23 protein-coding genes are annotated in these 24,642 nt (G+C 56.4%); 16 read left to right on the top strand and 7 right to left on the bottom strand.

What is annotated here, in order from left to right:
• Nucleotides 1-76 precede the first annotated feature (76 nt).
• Nucleotides 77-550 (bottom strand): transcription elongation factor GreB, encoded by a 474-nt coding sequence (gene greB, locus INF58_RS00310; RefSeq protein ID WP_014072116.1) that lies wholly within the window; start codon nucleotides 548-550, stop codon nucleotides 77-79.
• Nucleotides 551-778: 228 nt separating this feature from the next.
• Between greB and ompR the strand changes: the two genes are divergently transcribed.
• On the top strand, nucleotides 779-1,498 hold the full coding sequence (gene ompR / locus INF58_RS00305) for a two-component system response regulator OmpR (RefSeq protein ID WP_001157751.1): 720 nt from the start codon (nucleotides 779-781) through the stop codon (nucleotides 1,496-1,498).
• Nucleotides 1,495-2,841 (top strand): two-component system sensor histidine kinase EnvZ, encoded by a 1,347-nt coding sequence (gene envZ / locus INF58_RS00300; RefSeq protein WP_003861615.1) that lies wholly within the window; start codon nucleotides 1,495-1,497, stop codon nucleotides 2,839-2,841. Before ompR ends, envZ begins: the two co-directional genes overlap by 4 nt.
• Nucleotides 2,842-2,949: 108 nt before the next feature.
• Here the strand turns inward: envZ and pckA are convergent, their stop codons facing one another.
• A complete protein-coding gene (pckA, locus tag INF58_RS00295; RefSeq protein ID WP_063865721.1) occupies nucleotides 2,950-4,569 on the bottom strand; it encodes a phosphoenolpyruvate carboxykinase (ATP) in 1,620 nt (539 codons plus the stop codon).
• A gap of 374 nt (nucleotides 4,570-4,943) precedes the next feature.
• Between pckA and INF58_RS00290 the strand changes: the two genes are divergently transcribed.
• On the top strand, nucleotides 4,944-6,701 hold the full coding sequence (locus INF58_RS00290; RefSeq protein ID WP_193526774.1) for a DUF4153 domain-containing protein: 1,758 nt from the start codon (nucleotides 4,944-4,946) through the stop codon (nucleotides 6,699-6,701).
• 122 nt (nucleotides 6,702-6,823) lie between these two features.
• Here INF58_RS00290 and hslO read toward each other — a convergent pair whose 3' ends face one another.
• The 4 genes from hslO to INF58_RS00270 form a co-directional block, all read right to left on the bottom strand.
• Nucleotides 6,824-7,708, bottom strand: coding sequence for an Hsp33 family molecular chaperone HslO (hslO, locus tag INF58_RS00285; RefSeq protein WP_006812239.1), 885 nt, complete (start codon nucleotides 7,706-7,708; stop codon nucleotides 6,824-6,826).
• 18 nt (nucleotides 7,709-7,726) lie between these two features.
• A complete protein-coding gene (hslR, locus tag INF58_RS00280) occupies nucleotides 7,727-8,128 on the bottom strand; it encodes a ribosome-associated heat shock protein Hsp15 (protein ID WP_063449514.1) in 402 nt (133 codons plus the stop codon).
• Nucleotides 8,125-8,808 (bottom strand): GMP/IMP nucleotidase, encoded by a 684-nt coding sequence (yrfG, locus tag INF58_RS00275; protein ID WP_006812237.1) that lies wholly within the window; start codon nucleotides 8,806-8,808, stop codon nucleotides 8,125-8,127. The genes hslR and yrfG overlap by 4 nt, the downstream gene beginning before the upstream one ends.
• 64 nt (nucleotides 8,809-8,872) lie before the next feature.
• The gene (locus INF58_RS00270; RefSeq protein WP_063865725.1) at nucleotides 8,873-11,011 is read right to left on the bottom strand and encodes an intracellular growth attenuator family protein; all 2,139 of its coding nucleotides are present in this window, start codon (nucleotides 11,009-11,011) and stop codon (nucleotides 8,873-8,875) included.
• A gap of 327 nt (nucleotides 11,012-11,338) precedes the next feature.
• Here INF58_RS00270 and nudE point away from each other — a divergent pair, with 327 nt between their 5' ends.
• Nucleotides 11,339-11,899 (top strand): ADP compounds hydrolase NudE, encoded by a 561-nt coding sequence (nudE, locus tag INF58_RS00265; RefSeq protein ID WP_063449510.1) that lies wholly within the window; start codon nucleotides 11,339-11,341, stop codon nucleotides 11,897-11,899.
• A gap of 93 nt (nucleotides 11,900-11,992) precedes the next feature.
• Here the strand turns inward: nudE and mrcA are convergent, their stop codons facing one another.
• Nucleotides 11,993-14,545, bottom strand: coding sequence for a peptidoglycan glycosyltransferase/peptidoglycan DD-transpeptidase MrcA (mrcA, locus tag INF58_RS00260; protein ID WP_063865728.1), 2,553 nt, complete (start codon nucleotides 14,543-14,545; stop codon nucleotides 11,993-11,995).
• A gap of 120 nt (nucleotides 14,546-14,665) precedes the next feature.
• Between mrcA and pilM the strand changes: the two genes are divergently transcribed.
• From pilM to trpS, 12 genes are all read left to right on the top strand, one after another.
• Nucleotides 14,666-15,439, top strand: a complete 774-nt coding sequence (gene pilM, locus INF58_RS00255) for a pilus assembly protein PilM (protein WP_193034080.1) — start codon at nucleotides 14,666-14,668, stop codon at nucleotides 15,437-15,439.
• Nucleotides 15,439-15,933, top strand: coding sequence for a PilN domain-containing protein (locus INF58_RS00250; RefSeq protein WP_193526773.1), 495 nt, complete (start codon nucleotides 15,439-15,441; stop codon nucleotides 15,931-15,933). Before pilM ends, INF58_RS00250 begins: the two co-directional genes overlap by 1 nt.
• A gap of 3 nt (nucleotides 15,934-15,936) precedes the next feature.
• Nucleotides 15,937-16,389: a DNA utilization protein HofO gene (locus tag INF58_RS00245; RefSeq protein WP_193034078.1), complete on the top strand. Its 453-nt coding sequence runs from the start codon at nucleotides 15,937-15,939 to the stop codon at nucleotides 16,387-16,389.
• Entirely contained in the window at nucleotides 16,379-16,783 is a 405-nt protein-coding gene (locus INF58_RS00240; RefSeq protein ID WP_193034077.1) for a HofP DNA utilization family protein, read from the top strand. Before INF58_RS00245 ends, INF58_RS00240 begins: the two co-directional genes overlap by 11 nt.
• Nucleotides 16,695-17,933 carry a DNA uptake porin HofQ gene (hofQ, locus tag INF58_RS00235; RefSeq protein WP_193526772.1) on the top strand — a complete coding sequence of 413 codons (1,239 nt, stop codon included), beginning with the start codon at nucleotides 16,695-16,697 and terminating at the stop codon, nucleotides 17,931-17,933. Before INF58_RS00240 ends, hofQ begins: the two co-directional genes overlap by 89 nt.
• Before the next feature lie 286 nt (nucleotides 17,934-18,219).
• The gene (aroK, locus tag INF58_RS00230; RefSeq protein WP_003861630.1) at nucleotides 18,220-18,741 is read left to right on the top strand and encodes a shikimate kinase AroK; all 522 of its coding nucleotides are present in this window, start codon (nucleotides 18,220-18,222) and stop codon (nucleotides 18,739-18,741) included.
• Nucleotides 18,742-18,798: 57 nt separating this feature from the next.
• On the top strand, nucleotides 18,799-19,887 hold the full coding sequence (gene aroB / locus INF58_RS00225; RefSeq protein ID WP_063865743.1) for a 3-dehydroquinate synthase: 1,089 nt from the start codon (nucleotides 18,799-18,801) through the stop codon (nucleotides 19,885-19,887).
• A gap of 92 nt (nucleotides 19,888-19,979) precedes the next feature.
• The gene (gene damX, locus INF58_RS00220) at nucleotides 19,980-21,278 is read left to right on the top strand and encodes a cell division protein DamX (RefSeq protein WP_193526771.1); all 1,299 of its coding nucleotides are present in this window, start codon (nucleotides 19,980-19,982) and stop codon (nucleotides 21,276-21,278) included.
• 67 nt (nucleotides 21,279-21,345) lie between these two features.
• Nucleotides 21,346-22,158, top strand: a complete 813-nt coding sequence (gene dam / locus INF58_RS00215) for an adenine-specific DNA-methyltransferase (RefSeq protein ID WP_193526770.1) — start codon at nucleotides 21,346-21,348, stop codon at nucleotides 22,156-22,158.
• A 39-nt stretch (nucleotides 22,159-22,197) separates the two neighbouring features.
• Nucleotides 22,198-22,875 (top strand): ribulose-phosphate 3-epimerase, encoded by a 678-nt coding sequence (gene rpe, locus INF58_RS00210; RefSeq protein WP_003861634.1) that lies wholly within the window; start codon nucleotides 22,198-22,200, stop codon nucleotides 22,873-22,875.
• A complete protein-coding gene (gene gph / locus INF58_RS00205) occupies nucleotides 22,868-23,629 on the top strand; it encodes a phosphoglycolate phosphatase (RefSeq protein ID WP_193526769.1) in 762 nt (253 codons plus the stop codon). The genes rpe and gph overlap by 8 nt, the downstream gene beginning before the upstream one ends.
• Nucleotides 23,622-24,626, top strand: a complete 1,005-nt coding sequence (gene trpS, locus INF58_RS00200) for a tryptophan--tRNA ligase (protein WP_023298773.1) — start codon at nucleotides 23,622-23,624, stop codon at nucleotides 24,624-24,626. Before gph ends, trpS begins: the two co-directional genes overlap by 8 nt.
• The last annotated feature ends 16 nt before the right edge of the window (nucleotides 24,627-24,642 follow it).

The raw sequence follows: 24,642 nt of genomic DNA, 5'->3' as shown, positions 1-24,642 counted from the left end.
CTTGTGGATCGAAAATCAGGGGGATAGTTATACGGGCTGACACCAAAAAATGCCAGCCGGGGAGGGCGCTCTCGGACTATTTAACATACTCGATTTCGTTGACGTACCAGCTTGCTTCACCGGCGGGCGTCTGGACAACGGCTAAATCGCCCACCTCTTTTTTCAGCAGGGCGCGGGCCATCGGTGAGTCGATAGAGATGTAATCCTTACGACCGAAAATTTCATCGTAACCGACGATGCGAAAACGCAGGGTGTTGCCATCGTCGTTTTCGATCTCCACCCAGGCGCCGAAAAAGACTTTACCTTCCTGCTGCGGGGAGTAATCGACGATTTTGAGATTCTCGAGGCACTTCGTCAGGTAGCGTACCCGGCGATCGATTTCGCGCAGCCGCTTTTTATTGTACTGGTAGTCCGCATTCTCGCTGCGATCGCCCAGGCTTGCCGCCCAGGTGACTTTTTTGGTCACTTCCGGACGCTCTTCGCGCCACAGGTAATCCATCTCTTTTTTGAGTTTTTCGTACCCTTCACGGGTGATCAGAGGCGTTTTCATAGTGCAGCCTTTAATGCCGGTTAACTGTCTTTGCGCACAATACGTAGCGCACAGTGTAACAGACAAGATTAATAATGATTTATGTGATGAAATGAACAGATAAGCTGCTGTTAAATATGCTTTGTAACAATTTCGTCTAGAATTTATACCAGAATTTGCTGGTCGAACACGTGCACTTTTTTAGAATACGCTGTTCCAGGCCTATCCGAACCTTTGGGAGTACACACAATGCAAGAGAACTACAAAATTCTGGTCGTGGATGACGACATGCGCCTGCGTGCGCTGCTGGAACGTTATCTGACAGAGCAGGGCTTCCAGGTTCGTAGCGTCGCGAACGCGGAACAGATGGATCGTCTGCTGACGCGTGAATCCTTCCACCTGATGGTGTTGGACCTGATGCTGCCTGGCGAAGACGGGCTCTCTATCTGCCGTCGTCTGCGCAGCCAGAGTAACCCGATGCCGATCATCATGGTGACAGCGAAGGGTGAAGAAGTTGACCGTATCGTCGGCCTTGAGATTGGCGCTGATGACTACATTCCTAAGCCGTTCAACCCGCGTGAACTGCTGGCGCGTATTCGCGCCGTGCTGCGTCGTCAGGCGAACGAGCTGCCGGGCGCGCCATCTCAGGAAGAGGCAGTCATTGCATTCGGTAAGTTCAAGCTGAACCTCGGCACCCGTGAGATGTTCCGTGAAGATGAGCCAATGCCGCTCACCAGCGGCGAGTTCGCGGTGCTGAAAGCGCTGGTCAGCCACCCGCGTGAGCCGCTCTCCCGTGACAAGCTGATGAATCTGGCGCGTGGTCGTGAATACTCGGCGATGGAGCGTTCTATCGACGTGCAGATCTCTCGTCTGCGCCGCATGGTGGAAGAAGATCCGGCGCATCCTCGTTACATTCAGACCGTGTGGGGTCTGGGCTACGTGTTTGTTCCGGACGGCTCTAAAGCATGAGGCGAATGCGCTTCTCGCCGCGAAGTTCGTTTGCCCGCACGCTGTTATTGATCGTCACCCTGCTGTTCGTCAGCCTGGTGACGACCTACCTGGTGGTGCTGAACTTTGCGATCCTGCCGAGCCTTCAGCAGTTTAATAAGGTGCTGGCATACGAAGTGCGTATGCTGATGACCGACAAACTGCAACTGGAGGACGGCACGCAGTTGGTTGTTCCCCCGGCGTTCCGTCGGGAAATCTACCGTGAGCTGGGTATTTCGCTCTACTCCAACGAAGCGGCGGAAGACGCTGGCCTGCGCTGGGCGCAGCATTATGAATTCCTCAGCCAGCAGATGGCGCAGCAGCTTGGCGGCCCGACGGAAGTGCGCGTTGAGGTCAATAAAAGCTCGCCGGTTGTCTGGCTGAAAACCTGGCTGTCACCCAACATCTGGGTGCGTGTTCCGCTCACCGAAATCCATCAGGGCGACTTCTCGCCACTGTTCCGTTACACCCTGGCGATCATGCTGCTGGCCATCGGCGGCGCGTGGCTGTTTATTCGTATCCAGAACCGACCGCTGGTCGACCTGGAGCATGCGGCATTGCAGGTCGGTAAAGGAATTATCCCACCGCCGCTGCGCGAGTATGGCGCGTCGGAAGTGCGCTCGGTGACGCGTGCGTTTAACCACATGGCGGCAGGCGTTAAACAGCTGGCGGACGACCGTACGCTGCTGATGGCCGGGGTCAGCCATGACCTTCGCACCCCGCTGACGCGCATCCGGCTGGCGACAGAGATGATGGGCGAGCAGGACGGTTATCTCGCTGAATCTATTAATAAAGATATAGAAGAGTGTAACGCCATCATCGAGCAGTTTATCGATTATCTGCGCACCGGGCAGGAAATGCCGATGGAGATGGCGGATCTGAACGCGGTGCTGGGAGAAGTGGTCGCCGCGGAAAGCGGCTATGAACGTGAAATAGCGACCGATCTTCAGGCGGGTGAGATTCAGGTACGTATGCACCCGCTCTCCATCAAACGCGCGGTGGCGAATATGGTGGTCAACGCGGCGCGCTACGGCAACGGCTGGATCAAAGTCAGCAGCGGTACGGAACTCAACCGCGCCTGGTTCCAGGTGGAAGACGATGGTCCGGGCATCAAGCCTGAGCAGCGTAAGCACCTGTTCCAGCCTTTCGTGCGCGGCGACAGCGCGCGCAGCACCAGCGGCACGGGCTTAGGCCTGGCGATTGTGCAGCGTATTGTTGATAACCATAACGGACTGCTGGAAATTGGCACCAGCGAACGGGGTGGATTGAGTATTCGCGCATGGTTACCGGTGCCGGTTTTACGGGGGCAGGTAAAAGAGAGTTAAAAAAGGGTGGCTTTAGCCACCCTTTTCGTAGGTCGGGTAAGGCGAAGCCGCCACCCGACAAGGTTCAGTCTCTGCGGCCTGATGCCCTCACCCCGACCCTCTCAAGGGCTACAGCTTCGGACCCGCACTCACCAGCGCTTCACCTGCCGGGGTATCGGTATACTTCTCAAAGTTTTCGATAAACAGTTTCGCCAGCGATTCTGCCTTCTCGCGCCACTGTTCCGGTGAACCGTAGGTGTTGCGCGGGTCAAGGATACGCGTATCCACGCCCGGCAGCTCGGTTGGGATCGCCAGATCAAACATCGGCAGCGTAAAGGTCTCGGCGTTGTCCAGCGAACCGTCCAGGATGGCGTCGATGATGGCGCGGGTATCTTTGATGGAGATACGCTTGCCGGTACCGTTCCAGCCGGTGTTCACCAGATAGGCCTGCGCGCCGGACGCCTGCATGCGTTTCACCAGCACTTCCGCGTACTGCGTCGGGTGCAGCGACAGGAACGCCGCGCCGAAGCAGGCGGAGAAGGTTGGAGTTGGCTCGGTCACGCCGCGCTCGGTACCCGCCAGCTTAGCGGTAAAGCCAGAGAGGAAGTGGTACTGCGTCTGGCTGGCGGTCAGGCGGGAAACTGGCGGCAGCACGCCGAACGCGTCCGCGGTCAGGAAAATCACCTTCGTGGCGTGGCCCGCCTTCGACACCGGCTTCACGATGTTGTCGATGTGGTAAATCGGGTAAGACACGCGGGTGTTTTCGGTTTTGGACGCATCGTCGAAGTCGACGGAGCCATCGGCACGCACGGTGACGTTTTCCAGCAGCGCATCGCGACGAATTGCGTGGTAGATATCCGGCTCTGCCTCTTCAGACAGGCGAATGGTCTTCGCGTAGCAGCCGCCTTCAAAGTTAAACACGCCGTCGTCGTCCCAGCCGTGCTCGTCGTCGCCAATCAGACGACGTTTTGGATCGGTGGACAGCGTGGTTTTACCGGTGCCGGAAAGGCCGAAGAATACCGCCACGTCACCTTTTTCACCGACGTTCGCCGAGCAGTGCATGGAGGCGATACCGCGCAGCGGCAGCAGGTAGTTCATGACCGAGAACATCCCTTTCTTCATTTCGCCGCCGTACCAGGTACCGCCGATCAGCTGGATACGCTCGGTCAGGTTGAAGGCGATGAAGTTTTCGGAGTTCAGACCCTGCTCTTTCCACTGCGGGTTGGTGCATTTCGCGCCGTTCATCACGATAAAGTCAGGGGTGAAGTTTTGCAGTTCTTCATCGGTCGGACGAATGAACATGTTCTTCACGAAATGCGCCTGCCAGGCCACTTCAGTGATAAAGCGAACGGAGAGACGGGTGTCGGCGTTAGCGCCGCAGAAAGCATCGACGATGAACAGACGCTTGCCGGAAAGCTGATGGGTGACGAGCCCTTTCAGATGCTGCCAGGTTTCAGGAGAGAGCGGTTTGTTATCGTTCTTCCCTTTGCCTTTATCGGCCCACCACAGCGTATCGCGGGTGGTATCATCTCGGACGATGTATTTATCTTTCGGCGAACGGCCGGTAAAAATACCGGTATCGACGGCGATAGCACCAAGATTCGTCAACACACCTCGCTCGTACCCTTCCAGCGCGGGATTAAGCTCTTCCTGATACAGCGTATCGTAATCGGGGTTGTAGACCACTTCCTGGACGTCGTGAATACCATAAGCCTTGAGATCTTGCGGGGTTAAACCATTAACACGCATATCACTGCTCCTTAGCCAATATGTACTGCCTGAAATTGTAGGGTTTTTCTGGGGATGTTAACCGCGACGGGGCTCATAGATTTACGTATCTGGCAAAACCCTTACTAACGGAAAACGCTGCGACTCCAGTCACAGGGCGGGCAGATTATCGCAGGAATCGCTTTTTGGTTGGGGAAAATGTTCTTAAAAGGTTAATCTCTGGTGAATTTATCCGGAAGAATGTGAATGTAATCGCATACATGAAAGAAAATTACGTAAGGGTTACATTGGGAAAACGATTCATGTCTCCTGCAACTATGATTTCAGATATTGCCGTTGACACCCTGATATCGCTTTAATGGGACACTGTATTTTTCGTAAGCAAGGGATGAAAGATGGACAACAGTGAAACGTTATCCCCTTCCACGCGCCTGGCCGTCGTGCTGGCGGGCGCTTTACAGGGAGTGCTCTGCTATGCCATTACCTGGTACATCGGGCATGCGAAATTGCCGTCCGATACGCTGTGGTTGATGTGCGTTATTCCTGCCACCGTGGTAATGACGACCACGATGTCGCTTGCTGTGACATCGTTCAGAAAGCCTTTTTTGTGGCTGGCGCTCGGGTTGATCGGCGCGGCAGTCGCGGGTATGGGCGGCTGGCTTAAGTGGAGCGTTGCAGGACTCGAAAGCTGGAGTCTCAGAGATGAGATGCTCGTTTTCGGCTTTCATCTGCTGCTGATGACGCTGTTGGTGTTGCCATGGCTTCAGCGGCGTCTGGATCCTGTCCCGACTACCTCGTTTTACAGCGACTTTTATCAACGCAACTGGCATAACGCGCTGACGCTGCTCATTATTTTTGTTTCGAATGGTCTCTTCTGGCTGGTGCTTTTCCTCTGGGCCGAGCTTTTCGAACTTATCGGCATCGGCTTTTTTGATCGGCTTTTCTTCCATTCTGACGGGTTTATTTCAGTGGCGATTGGCGTGGTTTCAGCCAGTGCGGCCGTTCTCACGCGTATGCAGGTAAGGTTAATCCTTGCCCTGCAAAATCTGCTGACCCTCATCGCCACCGGTCTGCTTCCCCTGATGGCGGCGCTGGCGCTGCTCTTTATTGGCGCATTGCCTTTTGTCGGCTTTGAATCCATTTCAGCCAGAATATCCGCCGCGGGCTTGCTGACCACCTTAGCGCTGCTGCTGTTATTCCTGGTGACGATAGTGTGGCATCCACAGCGTCAAACGCTGCCTTACTATGCCCCGCTGCGAGGGATGATTCGCCTTGCCGTGGCTATCGTACCCGCGTATCCGGTTCTGGCGGGATGGGCGCTGTGGCTACGCATTTCGCAATACGGCTGGTCACCCGAGCGTTTGTACGGGGTATTAATAACCATCGTGGCGCTGGTCTGGGCGGTCGGTTTTTGCGCCAGCGTCCTGATTCAGCGCCGTGAACCGCAGAAAATCCATGCGTACGTCATTCCGGCGACCGGGCTGCTTTCCCTCGTCTTCCTGGCGTTGATCCATACCCCCGTGCTGGATCCGTGGCGAATAAGCGTCGCAAGCCATATGGCCCGCTATCAGGACGGCAGGATAACTGCGGATCAAGTCAGCCTGTATATGCTCAGTAACGCTGGACGAAAGGGGCGGGAGGCGATGCTCACGCTGCAAAACGATCCGCAGTTTATCGCTAACCCAAAACGCCAGCGTGAAATAAATGGTCTTCTCTCCGGGAACGCTGGCGGAGCAGGTAAGATGACCGCCGCGATGCTGGAAAAACAGGTTCAGCTCGCACCGGGAATGGCTCGTCCTGATAAGGCATTGTGGCAAGCCATGCTCAGCAATCAGTATCGCTTTGAGAGCTGCGATAGCGCCCAGAGTAACTGTTTACTCATGCCGCTGGATCTTAACGGCGACGGCAAGCCGGAAGCCGTGCTATTTCAATTTACCGATCGCACGATTGTGGCTTACACACAAACCGACACGGGCTGGAGGCTCGCCGGGGACGCGTGGAAAATGCCGGAGGCGTTGACCAGAGAAGAACTTGACCGGGCATTAAGGCAGAGGAAAGTGAAATCTGTCGTGAAGCCCTGGGCGGATATTGAGATTTTTGGGGAGCGTGTCGATATGAGCTACGACAGTTATAATAATGCGCAGTGGCGTTAGCGCTCTTTCTTGCCGGGTGGCGCTACGCTTACCCGGCCTACAATTAGCAATCATATGAAAAAATTGCACAATTCATTGTAGGCCCGTGCAAGCATAGCGCCGCCGGGCAACTGGCTCAGAGCTTAGTGAACCTGCGGATCCGCCGGAGAGGCGTTATTGCGGATCTCCGCGATATCCATCGAATTGAACACGTAGTGCGTACCGCAGTAGTCACAGTGCATATCGATTTCACCGTCTTCCGCCATGATGCTGTCGATCTCTTCATCCGGCAGGGTTTTCAGTGCGCCAGCACAACGCTCGCGAGAGCAGGTGCACTTAAATTCCACCGCCTGCGGATCGTAAACCGTCACTTCTTCTTCGTGATACAGACGCCACAGCACGTCGGTCGCCGACAGGGTGAACAGCTCTTCCGCTTTGATGGTTTCCGTCAGCGTTGCCAGATGCTCGAAATCATTGGTCTGCGCATCCTGCGCAGGCAGAACCTGGAGCAGCATACCGCCGGCGGCAGGCTGGCCGTCAACTTCACCGGTACGGATGAACAGACGGGTTGGCAGCTGTTCGGAACGCATGAAGTAATCTTCCAGGCAGGCGGCAAGCGTATCGCCTTCCAGACCGACCACGCCCTGATAGCGCTCACCTTCTTCAGGCGAGATGGTGATGACCAGGTAGCCGTTACCGACCAGCGTTTTCAGATCGGCATTTTCAGGGATATCGCCCTGAACGCGCGCCACGCCGCGCATCTGCTGCTGGTTATTGCCGTTGATCACCGCCAGCGACATTGGGCCATCGCCCTGCAACTGTACGGTAATATCGCCTGCGAATTTCAGCGTGGCGGTCAGCAGGCTGGTGGCAACCAGCAGTTCGCCCAACAGGGTTTTCACCGGCAGCGGGTAGTTGTGGTTTTCCAGAATCTGTTTCCAGGTTTCGGATACGGTGACCAGCTCGCCGCGCACGGCGAATTGTTCAAACAGATAGCGGTGTAATTGGTCGTGTTGGGCCATTTTCATCTCTCGTGCAGGTGAGGGTTACTCGTTCTCACCGTGTTTAAATTTCATCAGATCGCGGCGCTCTTTTTTATCCGGTCGCCGGTCCGGGTGAGGCATGGTCAGCGCATTCATTTTGCGCGCCAGCGCGGTTTTCTCACGCTTCTCTATGCTCTGGGCCGTCTCTTCATAAAGCAAAACGGCTTCGGTTGCGGGCCGCCGCTGTTCGGTAATGGCTTTCACCACGACCGTTTTTTCATCGTTGCCCTGGCGAAGCGTCAACGTGGCATTCAGTTCAACCAGCTTGCTCGGTTTGCTGCGCTGGCCGTTGTAATGCACCTTTCCGCCATCAACCATTTCACGGGCAAGGGCGCGCGTTTTATAAAAACGGGCGGCCCACAGCCATTTATCCAGTCTTACCCCATCAGAGGGTTTTTCTTTCATGGCGTCTCCTTCACGGTAAGTGAGGGGATCATCCGGCGATAGTCGTTCAGCCCCGGATGTCGCAGATAGCTTTTTTCAGCCAGGCCGGAATCAGGATTGGTCACGCCCAGGCAATAGCGAATGCCAAATGCGGCCGCAGAATCCAGAATGGGCTCGCTGTCATCAATGAACAGCGTCCGTTCCGGCTGTAAACCGGTCTCTTCCACCACGGCATGCCACAACCGCTGATCCTCTTTCGGATAACCAAATGTGTGGGTGGAAAGCAATAAATCAAGGTGTGAAGCAAGACCGGTATGTTCCAGCTTCACGGCCAGGTTATGGGGATGCGCATTTGTCAGCAAAATGCGGCGCTTACCGCAGGCTTTCAGCGCGTCCAGAAACGGGACCGTATCGTCACGCAGTACGGCGCGTGCGCCCTGGGCGGTGGTCATGGCACAAATATCCAGACCGAGTCGCTCGCTCCAGTAGTCAAGACAGTACCAGTTTAGCGTATGCTGCACCGCGCTATATTGCGAACGAATGAATTCCTGCGCTTCCGCCGGGGAGATCCCCTGCTGTTCACCGTATGTTTCCGGGACCAGCTTTTGCCAGAAATAGTTATCAAAGGCGAGATCGAGCAGCGTGCCGTCCATATCAAGCAGGACGGTATCGACCGCCTGCCAGTCGATATCAAGATGCATAAGGGGGAACTCCAGCCAGAAGAAACGTGCGCGACAGGGTAGCACAACTTGTCGCGCAGGGACGTTATCCGATCAGGCTCTCAGAAGAGGAGATCAGTTTCGGGTTAAGGCAATTTTCGTAGTAGGCCTGGATGTCTGCCAGTCGCGTGCGGGAGCGCTGGTAGCGGCGTACGGCCTGATAACCGTTCCAGACAATGCACGCCAGCATCGCAATCAGCAGCAGTGATGTTCCTACGTAGCGCCACAGGCCAGCGCTGTCCGGCATGCGGTGCAGGCCAATATGACGCGTGCCGTTGGCGTCGGTAAACAGGGTAGTGACGATCCCTTCCGCGCTGAACGGCGTTCGCATCAGCATCTGCGCCAGACGCTGAAATTCGCTCCACTGTTCCTGAGCAGGATAGTCATACAGCGAAACCTGCGGATAGGGTTGATCCACCAGGTCGCTGCCTTCATCGCTGGCAATCACAAATCCGCCTGGCGCCGGGCTGTTAAGCGCCTGGGCCGCACGGGTGGTTTCTCGAAGCACGAAGGGGGCGGTAGACGTCGCCACCAGGTTATCCAGCGACTCGGCGCTGACCGGACGCAGAAGCACGTTCACGCCGTCGAGGCGTCCCGCTTCGGCGCGTTTCACCAGCGCATCCCAGTCCTTGCTGTTGCCGAGGTTGACCAGCGCGTTCTTAAGCCGGATACAGTCATCCTGAGCGGAACAGAGATCTTCAGTTTTCAGGACGATTTCGCCAAAGTCATCCAGCAGCACCATGCCCGACTTCTGGATGGCCGAGCGCAGGGCAGGGCTCACGCGAGAATCATCATCCGGTTTTGGATGGAGCTGGCGATTAATCGTCTGGGTGAGCGCGGTGGCCTTATTGACCACATCCGATTCCGGCAGCGGCAGCGGAGAGGCATCATTCCAGATGATCTGAGAGCAGTCGAACGGCGCGAACGGCGAATTCTGGCGCGTGTTCCAGGCGCCCGGCGTGTGGATATTACACATCCCGGTACCTTTCAGCCGCAACGTATCTCCCACGCGGACACCCGCTTCTTCAAGCTGCTGGACGCTGGTGGCTTCCACGGTTTGCGCCCCTTTGATCCACGACAGGGTAAACTTAATTGGCATATCCAGCGGCACGAAGAGCAGCAACATAACGAAGACGAGCGCGGCGCCACCGGCAATCACCGCGCTGCGAAGCCAGTGCTGAAGCGGGAAGTTTTTCACTTCGTCGTGCAGGGACAAATAACGTCCCTGGCGTACAACGTGGCGGTCGAGATAGATATCAATATCCGTTTTTTGGCCAAGGTCCTGCGCAATCCACGGCTGCCAGTGGCGCGGATAGATAAGATCGATGATCCCGAGCGAGATATTGTTGATATGTTCCTGATCGTTCTCGCCGAACAGTCCCCAGCGTTTTGGGGTTCCGCGCAGGCAGTGAATTTCACGTAACGACGTTTTTGCCGGCGGGGCAAATATGCCCCACAGTCCGGCGGCCAGAAGCAGTACCGCGCCACCCGCGAGCCACGGAACAAACACGTCCGGCGTCAGCAGGCAGATGAAAAAGAGCAGGAACGAGACGACAATCAGCACCGCTTCGCGAATGCCATCCGGGCGGCTCAGGACGTACTCTTCATGCGTCTCCTGACGGATGTTCAGCAGTTCAATCTGCTCTGTCTCTTCACCGCGAATGGAGGCCTGCGTTCCGCTCGCGCGCTCCAGCGCAAAGCGTGGCGCTTCCTGAACATATTCGCTCAGGGTGTGACCATTAAGGGAAATAACCAGCGGCAACGTATCGGTATGGATGAGCTCGACGCTGTTTTCATCGTTAATATACTGCTCCCAGAAGGGCGGCAGGTGGACTTCAACAGAATCGAGATAGTAACGCCACTTGTTGGGATCGTCGGTAGTGATGCCGTAGCGGGTAATGGAGCGCGTCACGCACAGAACGGTGTCGCTTTGTGCGTTCAGGTTAAGCGATACGGGGGCGGTGCTGGCGCCGGTAGGGCCAGGCGAAAGCCGGGATCGGTTCAGCGTGTCGAGATACTGCTCAACGGTGCTGCGTTCCTCTGGCGAGAGCTTGCGCGTGTTTGCCCCGGCGAACGCGTTTAAAAAGGGCAGCCGATAACGGCGATGTACGCGGCGCCTGAATACCCACACCGCAATCGACGCGCAGGCCAGCACAGCAGCGAGAAAAATCAAAATGGTGCTCATGCTTTCCCCATCTTACTTATCTTCTTACAGGTGTTGTCAGTCGCACCTTTTGTACAATGAATGAGATTCTGTGGTCGGCTATCGGCAAGTATGGAGTCTAACTTGAGCATGTTGACGCGCATCCCAGTGACCGGTAATGATACCAAAGCCTGTTCCGGCGCGATATCAGCAAATTCCTGGAAACATTTCAACCTCTTGACATTTGTTTTGAAATGAGAATCGCATTCAGTTACGTTGCATAAATGTAAATAAAGAGCAATTGACATTGCCGAAACCGTGCGGCGTATCGCACAATAAAGCCAGTTCACCCAGCAAAGACCCGTCAAGATGACCAAACCCTTACAAAAGCCCACCATTCTGAATGTTGAAACCGTCGCGAAATCGCGTCTGTTTAATGTTGAAAGCGTGGATCTGGAATTCAGCAACGGCGTGCGTCGTGTTTATGAACGTATGCGCCCCTCCACGCGCGAAGCGGTGATGATTGTGCCCATTGTCGACGAGCACCTGATCCTCATTCGTGAATACGCCGTGGGCATTGAATCCTACGAGCTGGGCTTTTCCAAAGGACTGATCGACCCGGGCGAAACGGTTTTTGAAGCAGCAAACCGCGAGCTGAAAGAAGAGGTCGGTTTTGGCGCGAAGGAGCTGACGTTCCTGAAAAAGCTGAGCATGGCGCCGTCCTATTTCTCCAGCAAAATGAACATTGTTGTCGCGGAAGATCTCTATCCTGAATCGCTGGAAGGAGACGAGCCGGAACCGCTGCCGCAGGTTCGCTGGCCGCTGGCCCACCTGATGGATTTGCTGGAAGATCCTGACTTTAACGAGGCGCGCAACGTGAGCGCACTGTTCCTGGTGCGGGAGTGGCTGAAGGGGCAGGGGCGTTTGTAGCGCCACCTGTAAAAACGGCAACCGATGGTTGCCGTTTTGCATTACGCTGTAGGCCGGGTCAGGCGTCGTCGCCACCCGGCTTTTTTGTCGGCGTCAGAAGAGCTCGTGCGTTTCGCCGTTATCAATGATTTCGGTACCCACCTCGTGCACCGCCTGCGTGGTTGGCTGCGTACCCTCGATGAAATACTCTGCGCGGCTGTTGCCGCCATTCGCCAGCTGCCCGGTGCTGCGGTCAATATTGACCGTGACAATGCCCGGCGGAGGCGTTAGCGGCTGCTCCGGTACGCCGTCGAGGGCGGCCTTCATGTAAGCATCCCAGGCCGGCTGCGCACTCTTCGCCCCGCCCTCGTAACCGGAAATCTGATCTTTAATCGCGCCAGAAGCGGTTGTGCGCCCCAGAGTACGGCGGTGATCGTCAAAACCAATCCAGACCGAGGTGACAACGCCCGGGCCATAACCCGAGAACCAGGCATCTTTTGAACTGTTGGTGGTGCCGGTTTTGCCGCCAATGTCGCGGCGCTGCAAATCGCGGCCCGCTCGCCACCCGGTGCCTTGCCAGCCCGGTTCGCCAAAGATGTTGGTGTTCAGCGCGCTCTTAATCAGGAACGACAGCGGGGTGCTGATGACGTGCGGGGCATACTCCTGCGCGCCGCTCTGGGCGACCAGCGCCTGATTGGCCTGTTCCAGCTGAGGCTGCGGCACCGTCAGGTTCTGACGTTCCTGAGAGATCGCCACATCTTCCATATCCTTGTTTTCAAGGACATTAGATTTTGGCGTGTCGCCGTAAATCACCGGGATATCGCATTCAGGGCAGGCAATTTTCGGCTTCGCTTCAAACAGCACGCCGCCCTGATCGTTCTCGATTTTGCTGATGAAATACGGATCGACCAGGAAGCCGCCGTTCGCCATCACCGAGTATCCACGCGCGACCTGAAGCGGCGTAAAGGACGCGGAGCCGAGCGCCAGAGATTCGGTATGGACGATGTTTTGCGCCGGGAAGCCGAAGCGTTGCAGATACTCTGCCGCATAATCAACGCCCATCGCACGCATCGCGCGAACCATGACCACGTTCTTCGACTGGCCAAGCCCCTGACGAAGACGGATAGGGCCAGCGTATTGCGCCGGAGAGTTCTTCGGCTGCCAGTCAGAGCCGGCGCCGGCATCCCAGCGGGAAATGGGCACGTCGTTGAGAATACTGGCGAGCGTCAGACCTTTGTCCATCGCGGCGGTATACAGGAACGGTTTGATGTTCGAACCGACCTGACGCAGCGCCTGGGTTGCGCGGTTAAATTTGCTCTGGTTGAAATCGAACCCGCCCACCAGCGCCATCACGGCACCGTTTTGCGGATTAATGGAGACCAGGGCAGAGTTGACGTCCGGCACCTGCGCCAGCCACCAGGCATCACCGACCTGACGTACCCAGATTTGTTGTCCGGTTTGTACGACATCGGTCACTTTACGCGGCGTCGGGCCCTGAAGAGTGTCGGAGCGGTACGGACGCGCCCAGCGGACACCCTCCATGCGCAGCGACACAGAGGTGCCATCGGCCATCATTGCCACCGCTTCCTGCGGATCGGCCTGGGTTACCACCGCCGGACGCAGCGGGCCATAGGTCGGCAGCGCCTTCAGGGAATCAGTGATTTTTTTGCTGTCCCATGCGCCTTCGCCCACTCTCCACAGCACGTTAGACGGGCCGCGATAGCCGTGACGCATATCGTAATCCATCACGTTATTACGCACCGCCTGCTGGGCAGCCTGCTGCACCTTTCGAGTCACGGTGGTGTAAACGCGATAGCCGTCTTCATACGCTTTGTCGCCGTAACGGCGCACCATCTCCTGGCGAACCATTTCCGTCAGATACGGCGATGAGAAAGCAATTTCCGGCGCATGGTAATTGGCGTCGATAACCTCGCCGCGCGCCCGATTGTAGTCATCCTGGCTGATGTAGCCTTCGCTCAGCATACGCGACAGCACCACGTTGCGACGCGCGGTGGCGCGGTCCAGCGAGTAGAGCGGGTTAAACGTGGACGGCGCTTTTGGCAGGCCGGCAATGGTCGCCATTTCGCTCAGCGTGAGCTGATCGATCGGCTTACCAAAATAGACCTGCGCCGCTGCCCCTACGCCATAGGCGCGGTAGCCCAGATAGATCTTGTTGAGGTAAAGCTCAAGGATCTCGTCTTTGCTTAACAGTTGCTCAATGCGGATCGCGAGGAACACCTCTTTGATCTTACGCATTAGCGTCTTTTCCGGGCTGAGGAAGAAGTTACGCGCCAGCTGCTGGGTAATGGTACTTGCCCCCTGAGAGGCATGACCAGAGAACAGCGCCACGCTTGCCGCACGGAAAATACCGACCGGATCCACACCGTGGTGCTCGTAAAAACGGCTGTCCTCGGTGGCGATAAAGGCCTTCACCATGACGGGCGGAATTTCATTTAAGGTCAACGGGATACGACGTTTCTCGCCGTATTGCGCCATCAGTTCACCGTCGGCGCTATAGACCTGCATAGGGATCTGGAGCCGCACATCACGAAGCGTGGCGACATCAGGTAGTTGCGGCTCGACATATTTGTACAAACCAATAATCGAGCCTGCTCCCAGCAGAATGCAACAGACTGCAAGGATCAATAAATACTTTACGAACTTCACCGGAGATTTCCCATTTGGTTTAGCCTGGGCAGTTTCTAAACAATCGCGCGGTAGTATAAAGGCAAGCCTGATTCATTGATATAGCCGTCACTCCGACGGGCGATAAGGAGATCGTGAAGCATGGCTTTTAAAACGTGGCAAACAGGCGTTCATATTCAACAGGATAAGGTGGTCGCGGTGGCGCTGACCCGGGAGCGGGCCGGCTGGCGTTTACGCCGCTGGTGGGCCGTGCCGCTGTCGGACGGCATTATCGGGGAGGGGAAAATACTCAAGCCCGATCAACTGGTTAATGCATTACGCGGCTGGCGGAAGACGTTGCCGCACGCGCATCGGGTTTTTCTCTCATTTCCGGCGACGCGCGTGCTGCAACGCGCGTTGCCCCGGCCCACCGTAGCCTTGCGCGACAGCGAACAGCTCACCTGGGTAGGGGCCACATTAGCACGTGAGCTGGAGATGCCCGCCGATACGCTCTGCTTTGACTACGCGCAGGATACGTTCAGCAACACATTTCATGTCACCGCGGCGCAAAACAGAGAGGTCGATACTCTGCTGTCGCTGGCGAAAGCGCTGCGTTTGCGCCTGGCCGCCATCGCCCCGGATGCCGGTGCGCTGGCTAATCTTCTCTCTGCTGTTGAACCCGCCCGGTGCGTGGCCTGGAGAGATGAAGACCAGTGGTTATGGGCGATGCGTCATCAGTGGGGGCGGCGCTATACCACAGAAGCGGCGACGGTGAATGAGCTGGCGGCGCTGCTTGCGCTGTCTGCTTCTGACATCGCCGTTTTTGATGCTGCTCGCGATCCCTGGGAAGCGGTGACGCTGTGTCAGCCGCCGCTGCCTGAATGCGGTGCTGAGTACACCGTCGCCCTGGCGCTGGCCATGAGCGAGGCACGTTGATGAGCATGCCCAATCTTTTACCGTGGCGTTGGCAACAGCGTATCCAGCGCCTGCGCTTCTGGGGCCTGCTGTACGTCGCCTCGTTGCTGGTGATGCTGGCGGGCGGCGTTAGCCTGCGGGCGGCTCAGTCTCTATCGTCACAGGCGTTGCAAAGCGATCTGGCGGGCACGCGTGCGGTGCAGAAGGTATTGAAAGCCCGTCAGCCGCAGCCTGCGGCGCTGAATACCCCTTCGCAGCCGCCCGAGCCGGTGGCCTGGCAACCCGCGCTGGAATCTCTCGCTGGCGCCATGCCCCAGCAGGCCTGGCTGACGGCGCTGCGTTACCAGCCACCCTCGCTGATCCTGACAGGTTATGCCTCCTCACTCCCGGCGCTCTCCGCCATGACCGATGCGCTAAAAAGGGTGGCGGGTTTTAACCCCGGGCCGACAGGCGAACTGAAACAGGATAGCCAGGGGCGATGGATGTTCTCTTTTCAGCTGCATAGCCGGAGGTAACCAGTGGGGATCTGGTATCAACGCTGGGCTGATGCACGCCCTTCCCGACGCGTACTTTGCTGGTTGATGGCATCGGGGGTCATCGCGTTTGTGATGTGGGGGCTGCTGCTCAGACCCGCAGCTCTTCGCCACGCCGATATTCAGGCGCAGGCCATCAGTACACAGCGGATTAATGCCTCGCTGTGGCCAGAAGCCAGACGGCGACCGGGGGTTACGCAAGGGAAGCCCTTGCAGCCCTTTTCTCCGCTGGCATTTCAGCGTGAGGACGCAAGGCTGGTGTACTGGAAGCCGCAAAAGAGTGGGGGAGAGCTGGCGCTGGATATCTCATGGAGTGCCGTTCCGGCGCTCTTTTCACGGCTGGCGCTTAAGAACGTGCGGGTGAGCGCATTTGATCTTACGCCTCAGGGCAAACAGCTACGCCTCAGCCTGCAACTGGAGGTCGGTCATGCGCGGTAAAGCCCGTTTGCTGATCCTGCTTTCTCCGCTTTTCCTGACCGGGATGCGGGATCCCTTCTCAGTGCCACACGAGAGCTGCGCCGCAGGGCAACTGAGCCAGTGGCGTTATCAGGGGATAGTCAGTGGCGGCATGGATATCGGCCTTATGCAGGACGAGCAGAAACGCTGGCACCGGGTAAAAACGCAGATGCGGTTACCGCCAGGCTGGCGGGTGAGTGCGATAGATAAACAACAACTGACCGTTGATGTCGGCGACATGTGCGAGCCGAAGCGATGGACATGGCAACGAGAAGGAACGAAAAAAAGTGAAGTTAAGGATATTGCTGTTGCTGACGGCACTCAGCCAACCCCTGTGGGCCGCCACGCCAAAACCGGTCACCCTGCTGGTGGATGATGTCCCGGTGGTGCAGATTTTACAGGCATTGATAGCGCAGGCGGACCGCAATCTGGTGGTCTCGCCGGACGTCAGCGGTTCGCTTTCGCTGAATTTAACACGGGTGCCCTGGAGGCAGGCGCTCCAGACGGTAGTGAACAGCGCCGGGCTGGTATTGCGGGAAGAGGGCGGCATTTTTTATGTGCATACGGCGGCCTGGCAACGGGAACAACAGACGCGTAAAGAGCAGGAGCGGACCCAGCGTCTGCTCGATGCCCCGCTTCTCTCTCACAGCATTCCGTTTGCCTGGGCAGATGCAGCCGAATTGCAAAAAGCGGCGGAGAAGCTCCTAAGCCCGAAAGGCAGTCTGTCCGTCGACAAGCGCACCAATCGTCTCCTGATAAGGGATAACCAGACGGTTGTGGACACGCTCTCGCGCTGGGCGGCGCAGATGGATCTGCCCATCGAGCAGGTGGAGCTGGCGGCGCAAATCGTGACCATCAATGAAAAAAGCCTGCGCGAGCTGGGCGTGAAGTGGAGTCTCGCCGAGGCGTCGGAGGCGGGAAAAGTGGGGCAGGTGACGACGCTTGGTGCCGATCTGTCGGTCGCCAGCGCAACCACCCACGTGGGGTTCAACATCGGGCGCATCAACGGCAGGATGCTGGATCTTGAGCTGTCTGCGCTTGAGCAAAAGCAGCAGGTGGACATTATCGCCAGCCCGCGGCTGCTGGCGTCGCATATGCAACCGGCCAGCATCAAGCAGGGCAGTGAAATTCCGTATCAGGTTTCCAGCGGCGAGAGCGGGGCGACATCCGTTGAATTTAAAGAGGCGGTATTAGGGATGGAGGTCACACCGGTAGTGCTGCCAGGCGGCCGCGTACGTCTGAAGCTCCATATCAGTGAAAATATGCCCGGACAGGTACTGCAACAGGCAGACGGCGAAACGCTGGCGATTGATAAACAGGAGATCGAAACGCAGGTAGAAGTAAAAAGTGGGGAAACGATCGCGCTGGGCGGGATCTTTTCGCAAAAGAATAAAACCGGACGCGATAGCGTGCCTGTGCTGGGCAACATACCGTGGCTGGGTCAGTTGTTTCGCCATGACGGAAAAGATAACGAACGGCGCGAGCTGGTGGTGTTTATCACGCCACGTCTGGTCAGTATTCATTAATGGGTAACGATCCCCGCAATGATTTTGCATTCAGTTTGTTGCAGATGTTTGACGTGGGGCATGAATTAGCATACAAGGAGTACCGATTTGAGTTGGACTTACGTCTTATTTCCTTATGCGCCGGGAACGGTGATTTAATCAGTTGCCAAACAAGCCGGAGTATTGAGATAATTTTTCGTCTGACTCTCGCTCTATTGCAAATGAGGTTTCAGTTCATGTCCTGCTACGCCAGGTGTCTGCGCAGCGGGGATTACCATTAACGAATAGTCTTAGTAGTACCGAAAAAATGGCAGAGAAACGCAATATCTTTCTGGTTGGGCCTATGGGTGCCGGCAAAAGCACTATTGGGCGTCAGTTAGCTCAACAACTCAATATGGAATTTTACGATTCTGATCAAGAGATTGAGAAACGAACCGGAGCGGATGTGGGCTGGGTCTTCGACGTAGAAGGCGAAGAAGGTTTCCGTGACCGAGAAGAAAAAGTGATCAACGAACTCACGGAAAAACAGGGCATTGTGCTGGCAACAGGCGGCGGCTCTGTAAAATCTCGCGAAACCCGCAACCGTCTCTCCGCCCGTGGCGTAGTGGTCTATCTTGAGACGACCATCGAAAAACAGCTGGCACGCACGCAGCGTGATAAAAAGCGCCCGTTGTTGCAGGTTGAAACACCGCCACGTGAAGTTCTGGAAGCTTTGGCCGATGAACGCAATCCTCTGTACGAAGAGATTGCTGATGTGACCATTCGTACTGACGATCAAAGCGCTAAAGTGGTTGCAAACCAGATTATTCATATGCTGGAAAGCAACTGATTCTGGCTTTATATACACTCGCCTGCGGGTAAAAGCATTTAAGGTGGATGTCGCGTCATGGAGAGGATTACAGTTACTCTCGGGGAACGTAGTTACCCTATCACCATCGCGGCTGGTTTGTTTAACGATCCAGCTTCCTTCTTACCACTGAAAGCGGGTGATCAGGCGATGCTGGTCACCAACGAGACGCTGGCTCCGCTTTATCTCGACCGTGTACGCCACCTGCTTGAGCAGGCGGGCGTGAAGGTCGACAGTGTGATTCTGCCCGATGGCGAGCAGTACAAAAGCCTGACGGTACTGGATACCGTCTTTACCGCACTTCTGCAAAAACCGCACGGTCGTGATACAACACTGCTTGCCCTTGGCGGCGGCGTTGTGGGCGATCTGACCGGTTTTGCAGCCGCCAGCTATCAGCGCGGTGTGCGCTTTATTCAAATTCCAACCACGTTGCTGTCACAGGTCGATTCTTCTGTAGGCGGTAAAACGGCGGTTAACCATCCGCTCGGCAAAAACATGATTGGCGCGTTCTACCAGCCTGCATCGGTGGTGGTGGATCTCGACTGTCTGAAAACGTTGCCAGCACGCGAACTGGCGTCTGGCCTTGCAGAAGTGATCAAATACGGCATTATTCTTGACGGTGAGTTCTTCAACTGGCTGGAAGAGAATATGGATGCGCTGCTGCGCCTCGATGGGCAGGCAATGGCCTACTGTATTCGCCGTTGCTGTGAGCTGAAAGCAGAAGTCGTTGCCGCAGATGAGCGTGAAACCGGCTTACGTGCTTTACTGAATCTGGGACATACGTTTGGTCACGCGATCGAAGCCGAAATGGGCTACGGTAACTGGCTTCACGGTGAAGCTGTCGCTGCCGGGATGGTTATGGCGGCCCGTGCCTCTGAACGTCTGGGGCAGTTCAGGCCGGAAGAGACAGCGCGTATCATTGCGTTGCTTAAGCGCGCTGGCTTGCCGGTGAGTGGTCCGCAGGAAATGTCTGCGCAGGCGTACCTTCCCCACATGATGCGCGATAAAAAAGTATTGGCAGGTGAGATGCGTCTGGTGCTCCCGCTTGCAATAGGGAAAAGTGAAGTGCGCGGCGGAGTGCCGCACGAAGTCGTACTTGGCGCTATTGCTGATTGTCAGCAGGCGTAACAACTAGAAAGGTCAGACCGCTGTAACAGGTGGTCGTTTTAGCTTCAGGTAAATGCAGAGTCGTTGGCAGAAGCCTTTGAGTGGGGTGTTAAATGGATGAATTCAAACCAGAAGACGAGCTGAAACCCGATCCCAGCGATCGTCGTACTGGTCGTTCTCGTCAATCTTCAGAACGTGATAACGAGCCGCAGATCAACTTTGACGATGTCGATCTGGATGCAGACGATCGTCGCCCTTCGCGTAGCCGCAACGCGCGTACTGAGCGTGAAGACGAGGCGTTTGAATCCGAAGAAGAGTTAATGGATGAACAGCCTGTTGAACGTCGTCCGCGCAAGCGTAAAAAAGCGGTAGCGGCAAAACCGGCCTCCCGTCAGTACATCATGATGGGCCTTGGCGTTCTGGTGCTGGTACTGCTGATTGTCGGCATTGGTTCCGCGCTAAAAGCCCCTTCTACCCATTCTACCGAGCAGACCGCGTCTGCCGAGAAGAGCATCGACCTGTCAGGTAACGATGCGAGCAACCAGGCGAATGGCGCTCAGCCTGCGCCGGGCACCACCTCCGCAGAGCAGACCGCAGGCAACACCAGCGCCGGTCAGGATATCTCTCTGCCGCCTGTCTCTGCTACCCCGACTCAGGGCCAGGCGCCCGCTACGCCTGAAGGCCAGCAGCGTGTTGAGGTTCAGGGCGATCTGAACAACGCGCTGATGCAGCCGCAGAATCAGGAGCAGGTTAACAACGCCGTGGTGAACTCCACGCTGCCAACTGAACCCGCCACCGTTGCGCCAGTGCATGGCAGCAATGCCCAGCAGCAAACTGCGGCAACGGAAACCAAACCGCGCCAGACGCAGACTGCGCCGCGTCAGGAACGTAAGCAGGCCGTGATTGAGCCGAAGCGTGAGACGAAACCACAGGCTGTGGCAAAAGCGCCAGAAACGAAAGCGCCAGCGCAGACAAAACCTGCGGTGAGCCAGCCGGTTAAAGCGCCAACGCCTGCGGCAACCGCTGCACCGAAAGCAACGGCGACCACAACCGCGCCTGCGGCAACTGCGGCACCGGCTGCAACGCCAGCCGCTAGTGCATCCGGCACCACGGCAGGGAAAACGACGGGTAACGTGGGTTCTCTTAAAGCTGCGTCATCCAGCAACTACACGTTGCAGCTGAGCAGTTCGTCTAACTACGACAACCTCAACGCGTGGGCGAAGAAAACGAATCTGAAAAACTACGTGGTTTATCAGACGACCCGTAACGGACAGCCGTGGTACGTGCTGGTAAGCGGTGTTTATGCTTCTAAAGATGAAGCAAAACGTGCCGTCTCCACGCTGCCAGCCGATGTGCAGGCGAAAAATCCGTGGGCGAAGCCGATTCATCAGGTGCAGGCCGATCTGAAGTAATGTTTAAAGCGCAGGATGCTGTCGGAGCTTTCTCCACAGCCGGAGAAGGTGTAATCAGTTAGTCAGCATGAAAAAAAATCGCGCTTTTCTGAAATGGGCAGGGGGGAAATACCCCCTGCTCGATGATATTAAAAAGCACCTGCCGAAAGGCGAGTGTCTTATCGAGCCCTTCGTGGGTGCTGGATCGGTGTTCCTGAATACCGATTTTTCTCGTTATATCCTGGCGGATATCAACAGCGACCTTATCAGCCTCTATAACATCGTCAAACTGCGTACCGATGAGTACGTGGAAGAGGCGCGAAAGCTGTTTACGCCAGAGAACAACAACCCGGACGTCTACTATCAGTTCCGCGCTGAGTTTAATCAGAGCCAGGATCTGTTCCGTCGCGCGCTGTTGTTTCTTTATCTCAACCGCCATGGCTACAACGGCCTGTGTCGGTATAATCTGCGTGGCGAGTTTAACGTGCCGTTTGGCCGCTATAAGCGCCCCTACTTCCCGCAGGACGAACTGTATCACTTTGCTGAAAAAGCGCAGAATGCCGAATTCTACTGCCTCTCCTATGAAGAGTGCATGGAGCTGGCGGGCGTAAACTCGGTGGTTTACTGCGACCCGCCTTACGCGCCGCTGTCTGCCACGGCAAACTTCACCGCCTACCATACCAACAGCTTTAGCCCTGCCGAGCAGGCGCGTCTGGCGGAGTTGGCGGAAAAGCTGGTCAGCAAAAGAATACCGGTGTTAATTTCGAATCACGACACGCCTGATACGCGCGAATGGTACAAGGCCGCGAAGCATTTTCAGGTAAAAGTGCGGCGTAGCATTAGCAGCAACGGCGGCACACGTAAAAAGGTGGACGAACTTCTGGCGCTTTATCGACCCTGAGCCTTTGCCCGCCGGTAAACACATTTCAAGGAGATGCGGATGAAACAGTTTTTGATTGCTCCCTCAATTCTGTCGGCCGATTTTGCCCGCCTGGGTGAAGACACTGCCAAAGCTCTCGCGGCTGGCGCGGACGTCGTCCATTTCGACGTGATGGATAACCACTACGTTCCCAACCTGACCATCGGTCCGATGGTGCTTAAAGCGCTGCGTAATTACGGGATCACCGCGCCCATTGACGTGCATCTGATGGTGAAGCCGGTTGACCGCATCGTGCCTGATTTTGCCGCAGCGGGTGCCAGCATCATCACTTTCCACCCGGAAGCCTCCGAGCACGTTGACCGCACGCTGCAACTGATCAAAGAGAACGGCTGTAAGGCGGGGCTGGTCTTTAACCCGGCGACCCCGCTGAGCTATCTCGACTACGTGATGGACAAGCTGGACGTGATCCTGCTGATGTCCGTTAACCCGGGCTTTGGCGGCCAGTCGTTTATCCCACAGACCCTCGACAAACTGCGTGAAGTGCGCCGCCGTATCGATGAGTCTGGTTATGATATTCGCCTGGAAGTGGACGGCGGCGTGAAGGTGAATAATATCGGTGAGATTGCGGCTGCGGGTGCGGATATGTTCGTCGCGGGCTCCGCCATCTTCGATCAGCCGGATTACAAAAAAGTTATTGATGAAATGCGCCGTGAACTGGCGAAGGTAAGTCATGGATAAATTGCAGGCTATTCGGGGTGTAGCATTTGACCTCGACGGCACGCTGGTCGACAGCGCGCCAGGATTAACCAGCGCCGTCGATCGGGCGCTGTATGCGCTTGAACTCCCCGTTGCGGGCGAAGAGCGCGTCGTGACGTGGATTGGTAACGGTGCGGACGTGCTGATGGAGCGCGCGCTGGCCTGGGCACGTCAGGAGCGCGCCTCTCAGCGTTCCGCACAGGGAAAACCGAGCGTTGATCTCGCGGATATTCCCCAGGACGAACAGCAGCGTATTCTGCGTAAACTGTTCGACCGTTTCTATGAAGAGACCGTCGAAGAGGGCAGTTTCCTGTTCCCGGATGTCCAGGAAACCCTGAGCGCGCTGCACGCGAAAGGCATCCCGCTGGGGCTGGTGACCAACAAGCCAACACCGTTTGTTGCGCCTCTGCTGGAAGCGCTGGATATCGCGAAATACTTCTCCGTGATTGTGGGCGGCGATGACGTGCAGAATAAAAAGCCGCATCCGGAACCGCTACTGCTGGTGGCAGGAAAATTATCCTTAGCACCGGCGGAGCTGCTCTTTGTCGGAGATTCCCGCAATGATATTCTGGCTGCCAGAGCGGCAGGTTGCCCGTCTGTTGGGTTGACCTATGGCTACAACTACGGTGAGGCCATTACGCTGAGTGAGCCGGACATTGTGTTCGACCACTTCAAAGATTTGTTGCCCGCACTCGGGCTCTCGCACAGTGAACATCAGGAATTGAATAATGACTAAGCCCATCGTTTTTAGTGGCGCACAGCCTTCAGGTGAACTGACCATTGGTAACTACATGGGTGCGTTACGTCAGTGGGTGAGCATGCAGGATGACTACCACTGCATTTATTGCATCGTGGATCTGCATGCTATCACCGCGCGTCAGGATCCCGAGAAGCTGCGTAAAGCGACGCTGGATACGCTGGCGCTGTATCTGGCCTGCGGTATCGATCCCGAGAAGAGCACCATTTTCGTTCAGTCTCACGTGCCGGAGCACGCGCAGCTGGGCTGGGCGCTGAACTGCTACACCTACTTCGGTGAGCTGAGCCGCATGACCCAGTTCAAGGATAAATCTGCCCGTTACTCTGAAAACATCAACGCCGGTCTGTTTGACTATCCGGTGCTGATGGCGGCCGACATTCTGCTGTATCAGACCAACCAGGTGCCGGTGGGTGAAGACCAGAAGCAGCATCTGGAGCTGAGCCGCGATATCGCCCAGCGCTTCAACGCGCTGTACGGCGACGTGTTCAAGGTGCCGGAGCCGTTTATTCCAAAATCCGGCGCGCGCGTGATGTCGCTGCTGGAGCCGACCAAAAAGATGTCCAAGTCTGACGATAACCGCAACAACGTTATCGGCCTGCTGGAAGATCCGAAATCGGTGGTGAAAAAGCTCAAGCGTGCGGTAACCGACTCCGACGAGCCGCCGGTAGTGCGCTACGACGTGCAGAATAAAGCGGGCGTATCCAACCTGCTGGACATCCTCTCCGGCGTAACCGGACAGAGCATCCCTGAGCTGGAAAAACACTTCGAAGGCAAGATGTACGGCCACCTGAAAGGCGAAGTGGCTGATGCCGTTTCCGGTATGCTGACCGAGTTGCAGGAGCGTTATCATCGTTACCGTAACGACGAAGCATTCCTGCAAAAAGTGATGAAAGAGGGCGCAGAAAAAGCCAGCGCGCGCGCGTCGGAAACCCTGAAAGCGGTGTACGAGGCGATTGGGTTTGTGGCGAAACCTTAAGCCGCCACCCGACAAA

The sequence above is a fragment of the Enterobacter cloacae complex sp. P24RS genome, from assembly GCF_014982165.1.
GTDB classification, from domain to species: Bacteria; Pseudomonadota; Gammaproteobacteria; order Enterobacterales; family Enterobacteriaceae; genus Enterobacter; species Enterobacter quasihormaechei.
Note: the sequence above shows the minus strand (reverse complement) of the source record. Positions and strands in the feature narration are given on the sequence as shown.